This is a genomic window from Marinobacter sp., from assembly GCF_041690455.1.
In the GTDB taxonomy this organism is placed as follows: Bacteria; Pseudomonadota; Gammaproteobacteria; order Pseudomonadales; family Oleiphilaceae; genus Marinobacter.
Map to the genome: position 1 here is coordinate 1 of NZ_JAWLHI010000127.1, position 5161 is coordinate 5161.

5 protein-coding genes are annotated in these 5161 nt (G+C 53.2%); 2 read left to right on the plus strand and 3 right to left on the minus strand.

Annotated elements, in window-relative coordinates; genetic code table 11:
• Window positions 1-294: 294 nt before the first annotated feature.
• Window positions 295-1209: a CsgG/HfaB family protein gene (locus ACESMW_RS18400; protein ID WP_372988419.1), complete on the minus strand. Its 915-nt coding sequence runs from the start codon at window positions 1207-1209 to the stop codon at window positions 295-297.
• Window positions 1210-1234: 25 nt separating this feature from the next.
• Complete coding sequence (locus tag ACESMW_RS18405) at window positions 1235-1936, minus strand: hypothetical protein (RefSeq protein WP_372988420.1); 702 nt, start codon at window positions 1934-1936, stop codon at window positions 1235-1237.
• Window positions 1937-2504: 568 nt separating this feature from the next.
• On the opposite strand from ACESMW_RS18405, the gene ACESMW_RS18410 reads away from it, so the two are divergent.
• Both ACESMW_RS18410 and ACESMW_RS18415 read left to right on the plus strand, forming a co-directional pair.
• Window positions 2505-3233: an AAA family ATPase gene (locus ACESMW_RS18410; protein WP_372988421.1), complete on the plus strand. Its 729-nt coding sequence runs from the start codon at window positions 2505-2507 to the stop codon at window positions 3231-3233.
• On the plus strand, window positions 3230-3529 hold the full coding sequence (locus ACESMW_RS18415) for a hypothetical protein (RefSeq protein ID WP_372988422.1): 300 nt from the start codon (window positions 3230-3232) through the stop codon (window positions 3527-3529). The genes ACESMW_RS18410 and ACESMW_RS18415 overlap by 4 nt, the downstream gene beginning before the upstream one ends.
• Before the next feature lie 232 nt (window positions 3530-3761).
• On the opposite strand, the gene ACESMW_RS18420 is transcribed toward ACESMW_RS18415, so the two are convergent.
• Window positions 3762-5111, minus strand: coding sequence for a replication initiation protein (locus ACESMW_RS18420; protein WP_372988423.1), 1350 nt, complete (start codon window positions 5109-5111; stop codon window positions 3762-3764).
• Between the last annotated feature and the right edge of the window lie 50 nt (window positions 5112-5161).

Sequence of the window (5161 nt, forward strand, 5' to 3'; positions counted from 1 at the left end):
TATCTTAAGTTTACCGCCCAGCGGCTTCTCCTTTTCCTGAATCACGCGCGAGCTGCGTGGATGATCTTTTATGGATCAAGTGTCGACTTCCTAGTCGAGCATGGACATCAAACCCTAATTTGGTAACATAAACCACTAGACAAGTAAAGTTTTCAGCAAGTTCTGAACTGTTTGTGTTGCCTTCATAAGGCCGGTCACTGGCCGTATATGATCGCTTTTCGATCGCTGCCACTCCCCCAGAACGTACAATGGAGGGCTTTGACGCTCTGGGCATGCTGTCCGCTCCAGATTCTCTCATCCCGCTTTCCCCCCCGCATATTCATCGGCTTCGACCAGCGGAACCGCCGGTTCGCACCCGGCCGCCTCCACCTTCGTGACGGACGGGACAATGTCGAGCAATGCGCTCTCGATCGCCATACGCACGCCCAGCTGAAGCGGCTCCTGGTTTTTGCTGCCAGCGTTCACGTCCCATAGATCGCTGTTAAAGAACCGGAAGACATCAAGCCCGACTTCGTATCCCGAGATCTGCTTCTGGACCGAAACCGTGTCATAGACCTTGAGGGTCTGGCTCCCGACGATGCGCATATCAATACCGACATTCATCGTGAAAATCCGACCTTTGCCACCAACATTGTTGACACCGATCTCTCCACCACCCGACTGGATGTTGTAGTTCACTTCGGTAATGCCGCCGACGATATAGTAATCGGACTGCAGCACACTGCCGCCGTAGTAGGGTTTCCAAGGAACTTGGTCGCGCTGCCCGCTTTGCTCGTTCACCGTTTCATGCATCCTTCCATCGCCCAGCTGGCGATTGGCGATGTACTGAAGTTCTGCATCCGCGACCTGCGTATCAAACCGCTCGTGCAATGTGATGCCGGGCACCAGGTGACCAAGCGCGGTATACGCCATCAAGGCGCCGCCTTGTGTCACGACGAATCCTTCGAGATCACTCTGTTTGCCGGTGTAATCTCGTATATTGCCGACACCAATTCCAATATGACCTTTATCGGCGCGTTCCAGACGCTCTCCGTAACAGATCAACTTGGCCGTGAGCGGGGTATTGTTGGGTGTTGGCTTCGAGGACATGACCACTGGCACATCCCCTTCGTTAAGGGTCTCACGGCGCATATCCTCGGGAATAACGGCACAGCCTGACACCGTCGCTGATAACGCGATTGCGGCAAAGGCCCTTGAGTATCTTGTCATTCGAACTGCCTCGTTTTTTTTATTATCAATTCAGTGGGCTGCTGCCGGATGACGGGCCTGTCCCTGTCACGTTGGACCCATCGAAATTGCATGCCGTACCACCGCCAGCAGTCAGAACGCCAGAGTTGCTTTGCTCGTTGTTGAGGGCCTGGTTGGTCTCACCGTTTGTCACGTCGCCTAAACCATTATCAATAGTGTTGTTATTCGCAGAGGAATCAATTGCCCCTGAATTGGTTTGTGATCCGGCTTGATTGGTAGTTCCACCAAAGGTGGTTTGCGATCCAGCTTCGTTAACAGCCTCATTGCCAGCCGTTGACCCCTCCCCGAAGCCATCAGTCTCAGCTGTTGTGGTGTCACTGTTCGCTATGCTATCGGACGCAATATTTGGATTTCCACTTGAAGACGTATTCGGCCCAGCTTGGCCGTTATCAGTAATGTTGCCGGTGGTATTGGCGGTGTTGCCGGTATTGTTGCAATTTACCTGCATGCCAATATTGTTCGTAATGTTGTTGGTGTTGGTGACGTTGAAGCCGTCGTAAAATCCGCCTTGTTTCTTTTCGATAATGTCGAGAACGAAGGCTTTGTTTGCCTTGTCTGCCGATGTCTGGAACTGCCAGGAGCGATTTTCCAAATATCCATTGGCGAGACTTGATGTCGCCAGAAGCACACTCATGGCGCACACGACCGTTCCTTGCGTTCCTTGTAGTAGAGTGTATTTACTGCTCATGCCAAGTTCCCTCCTGACCCAGCTTGTAAGAGCGCTGTCAAGTCAAAGCGCCCTTCTGGGTTGTACTTTTTTATTCAGCTTACAGTCTGCTGTCACGAGATCATCAGTCAACAACCTTTCTTATACAAAAGGAAATAAGTTACATAGTGTGGCACAGTTACATAGCGGTGCTTACATAGCGGTGCTTGCAGACCGGGCATTATGGACATGCCTGGTCTTGCGAGGGCAAGAGGCGCCAGCGTCCAGCCAGCGCCGGTCATGCTCGACCCGAATCAGTCCAAGACCCAAGATTCTGGCTGCTGAGGTGCTTGTACCGTTTGTCCTTCGCAACCTCCTATGCCATCTGGGCCGTGGGTATCGCACTGGCAACCTGAGCTTCAGCCCTCCACGAGCAAGACACAACGGCGCCAAAGCCACGAGCTGTTCTCGGCCTGTGTTATGATCCCCTGTTGATAGTGAAAATTAACGTTAACATTAGAGTTAATGTTAACGTTAATGGTAGCAAGAACGTTAACGTTAAGGTTATAACTAATGTTGACTTTAATGATAGCTTTCGTATTATAGCGATATGTATGTCATCACTTTCGCCAACTCGAAGGGCGGATCAGGGAAAACCACCTCTGCTATGCTCTTGGCCGAACAGATCGCTCTGGCGGGTGGTCGCGTTGCGATTCTAGACTTGGATCCCAACGCCAACATCCTGGCCTGGACCGAAGCACGAAATAGCGAAGGGCGCGGTGTGCCATTTGCAGTCCATGCCCGGCCTCAAGCCGAAGAGACTGTCGAGCTTATCGACGGCCTTGCCGGTGAAGCCGATTACCTGATCATCGATCTGGAAGGGTCGAAGGACCAGATAGTCACATTTGCTTTGTCTCGCACTGATTTGTGCATCATTCCGCTCGACGGGTCCCCAATGGAGGCACGGCAGGCTGCCGCCGCAGTCCGACTTGTGCAAACCACATCGAACATGATCCGCACGCCGATCAACTACACTTTGCTCTTCACCCGAACCAACGCAGCCTTCCAGACCACCGATGAACGCGATGTCCGACAAGAGATGGAAATCAACGCCATCCCGACCTTGCCCGTGCGCATCGCCAAGCGGGCGCCTTATACGCGCATTTTCCGAGACGGGGTCCTGTTGGCTGAGCTGCCTGATATCGTCACGGCCGAACACGCAGCCAAGACGGCATCCGTGACCGACAAGGCCCTAAAGCAGGTTACCAGCGCGATCGACAATGCCCGCGACTATTCCCAGGCTGTCATTTATACCCTCACGAAAGAGGGGGCAGCATGACCAAGTACGGATTTGGTAGCGGTATCGAGCTTCCCACGACAACTGCACCGGCCAAGCCGAAGCCTAAGATTGAAACAAAGAATATTGAGAAGGCTATACAGGCAGGCTCCGAGCTTGGCTTTGTCAGCAGGGAGCCCACGACGCGCCTTAAACCTGGACCAAAACGCAAGGAGCCACAGGACAAGGTATCGATCCCGGGACCAAAGAGGGTCACTGATGAATTTCGGGCCTATTGTCGATCTCGTGGCCTGACCTTGTGGGAAGGCCTTGAGAGCCTTCTGCAAAGCCAGAAGTAAGTTCCCGATATCACGCCCCATGGTTTGCCACGTTTCTCATGCCAGCTCGTGCAAAACTTGATGAAATGCATGGCCGGATGCTCGGTCCGGTCCGGTCTCGGTCTTGTTTTCCCCCCAGCCAGGCACGTCATTGCAAAAGACGGGCCTTTTTCCCAAGTCCGCCTATCCTAAGAAACTTTTGCGAAATGAACCCGATACTATCAAGTGATCCGGTTGAACAAAGGTTTTTGGTTTAACCGATTTCTTCGATTGCCTTCTCAAGCATTTCGATTTCCATTTTCAGCGAACCCGGCTCATTGAAGCCGTTTTTTTGTGCCCAGTCAGAAGGGGAGGGGAGGTCAATACCGCGCCTATGCCAGAATGTTTTTATATCCGGGAAGTTGAGACGGTCCTTCCATCCACCCTTCTTGAAGGCATCCACATAGATATGACTTCCAAGGCCTTGACGAAAGTCAGCCGTCACTGCCTTTTGCTCCGCCTCTGAGAGCGCCGCAAAGGCCTTCTCGACCTGATCCACGCAGGCGTGGCGATAGCCGCTCTCTGCGTCTCTCTGAGCGCGCTTGAGCGCCTGAAGCTGCCCTTGCATCTGTTCGCGCTCTTCTTTTTTCGCCTGGGCCGCTGAGAGCTGCTTTTGCTTTTGCGCCTTTTCGTTGTGATAATCGTCCTCAATAGCCGACTTCAGGAAACCAGCCTTGGACGACTTGATCTTCCCGCTGGACGACTGGTCACGGGCAAGATCCAGCTTTTCGAAGATATAATCCTCCCCGTGCTCAACCACCCAGGCACGGGCGAGGATCTTGGATATCCCTTCCTCGCGCAGCGCGCAATATGCCTTGCTCGTAATGATTTCGTCTTGTTTTTCGAGTCCGATCAGCGAGAGCTGCTTGTTTGGCGTAACGAGGAACCGTAGCCCGACAACGCTACGTCCTTTGCGGCGCGTCTCCAACTCCAACTGGATGTTTGAGAGTTTGTTTACCTCATTCATCGCCGGAGTGACGAGGTCACGCTTGAGAACCTTGTATTCGCGATAGCTGGCTAACTCGTCCACCGCCATGAGCTTGCGAAATACGTCCAAATCCCACCAAGCGGTGTGTCCGATGTCGATGTAGCGGTAGCAATTTTCGTAGAGCATCAGCGCATGCGAGCTGCGAAGTTCGCGCACGACGCTGAGGTTAATCTTCGAGTAGATGTCCGGGTGCCGGAGCTTTTCCGCCAGACCTCGATCATAGCGGTAGGAGCAGACCCCTTTACGAATACGCGCTGAGGAAAGCAGGCTTGAGACTTCCCAGACGCTGGTGCCGTCATCCTCGAGGATATCCCACTCAACGCTGGTTTCCGTCAGCCCCTTCAGCGCCTTACGAAGATGCGCCTGGTTGCGGCTGTCAAAACCGATCATCTCGCTGAGCAGCGGGATGGAAATCGAATGCGTGTCGTCTGAGAGCAGCCCCTCATAGGCGTTGTAGAGCAGAGCGTTGACCAGTTTGCGCTGCGTGAGCGTCAAACGCGCGTTGATATGGATCGTCGAGACGTTCTTCTTGACGTAGCGCCGTAGGTCTTTTTCAGGGTGGTCCTGGGAAGCCATAAGTGAGCTTAGATTGGGAACTATTCTCACCCATTATAATCATAGGTGAG

What these genes read in the sequence shown, in the direction of transcription:
- ACESMW_RS18400 (WP_372988419.1), bottom strand. Translation starts at nt 1,209, where the DNA reads ATGACAAGATACTCAAGGGCCTTTGCCGCAATCGCGTTATCAGCGACG.
- ACESMW_RS18405 (WP_372988420.1), bottom strand. Translation starts at nt 1,936, where the DNA reads ATGAGCAGTAAATACACTCTACTACAAGGAACGCAAGGAACGGTCGTG.
- ACESMW_RS18410 (WP_372988421.1), top strand. Translation starts at nt 2,505, where the DNA reads ATGTATGTCATCACTTTCGCCAACTCGAAGGGCGGATCAGGGAAAACC.
- ACESMW_RS18415 (WP_372988422.1), top strand. Translation starts at nt 3,230, where the DNA reads ATGACCAAGTACGGATTTGGTAGCGGTATCGAGCTTCCCACGACAACT.
- ACESMW_RS18420 (WP_372988423.1), bottom strand. Translation starts at nt 5,111, where the DNA reads ATGGCTTCCCAGGACCACCCTGAAAAAGACCTACGGCGCTACGTCAAG.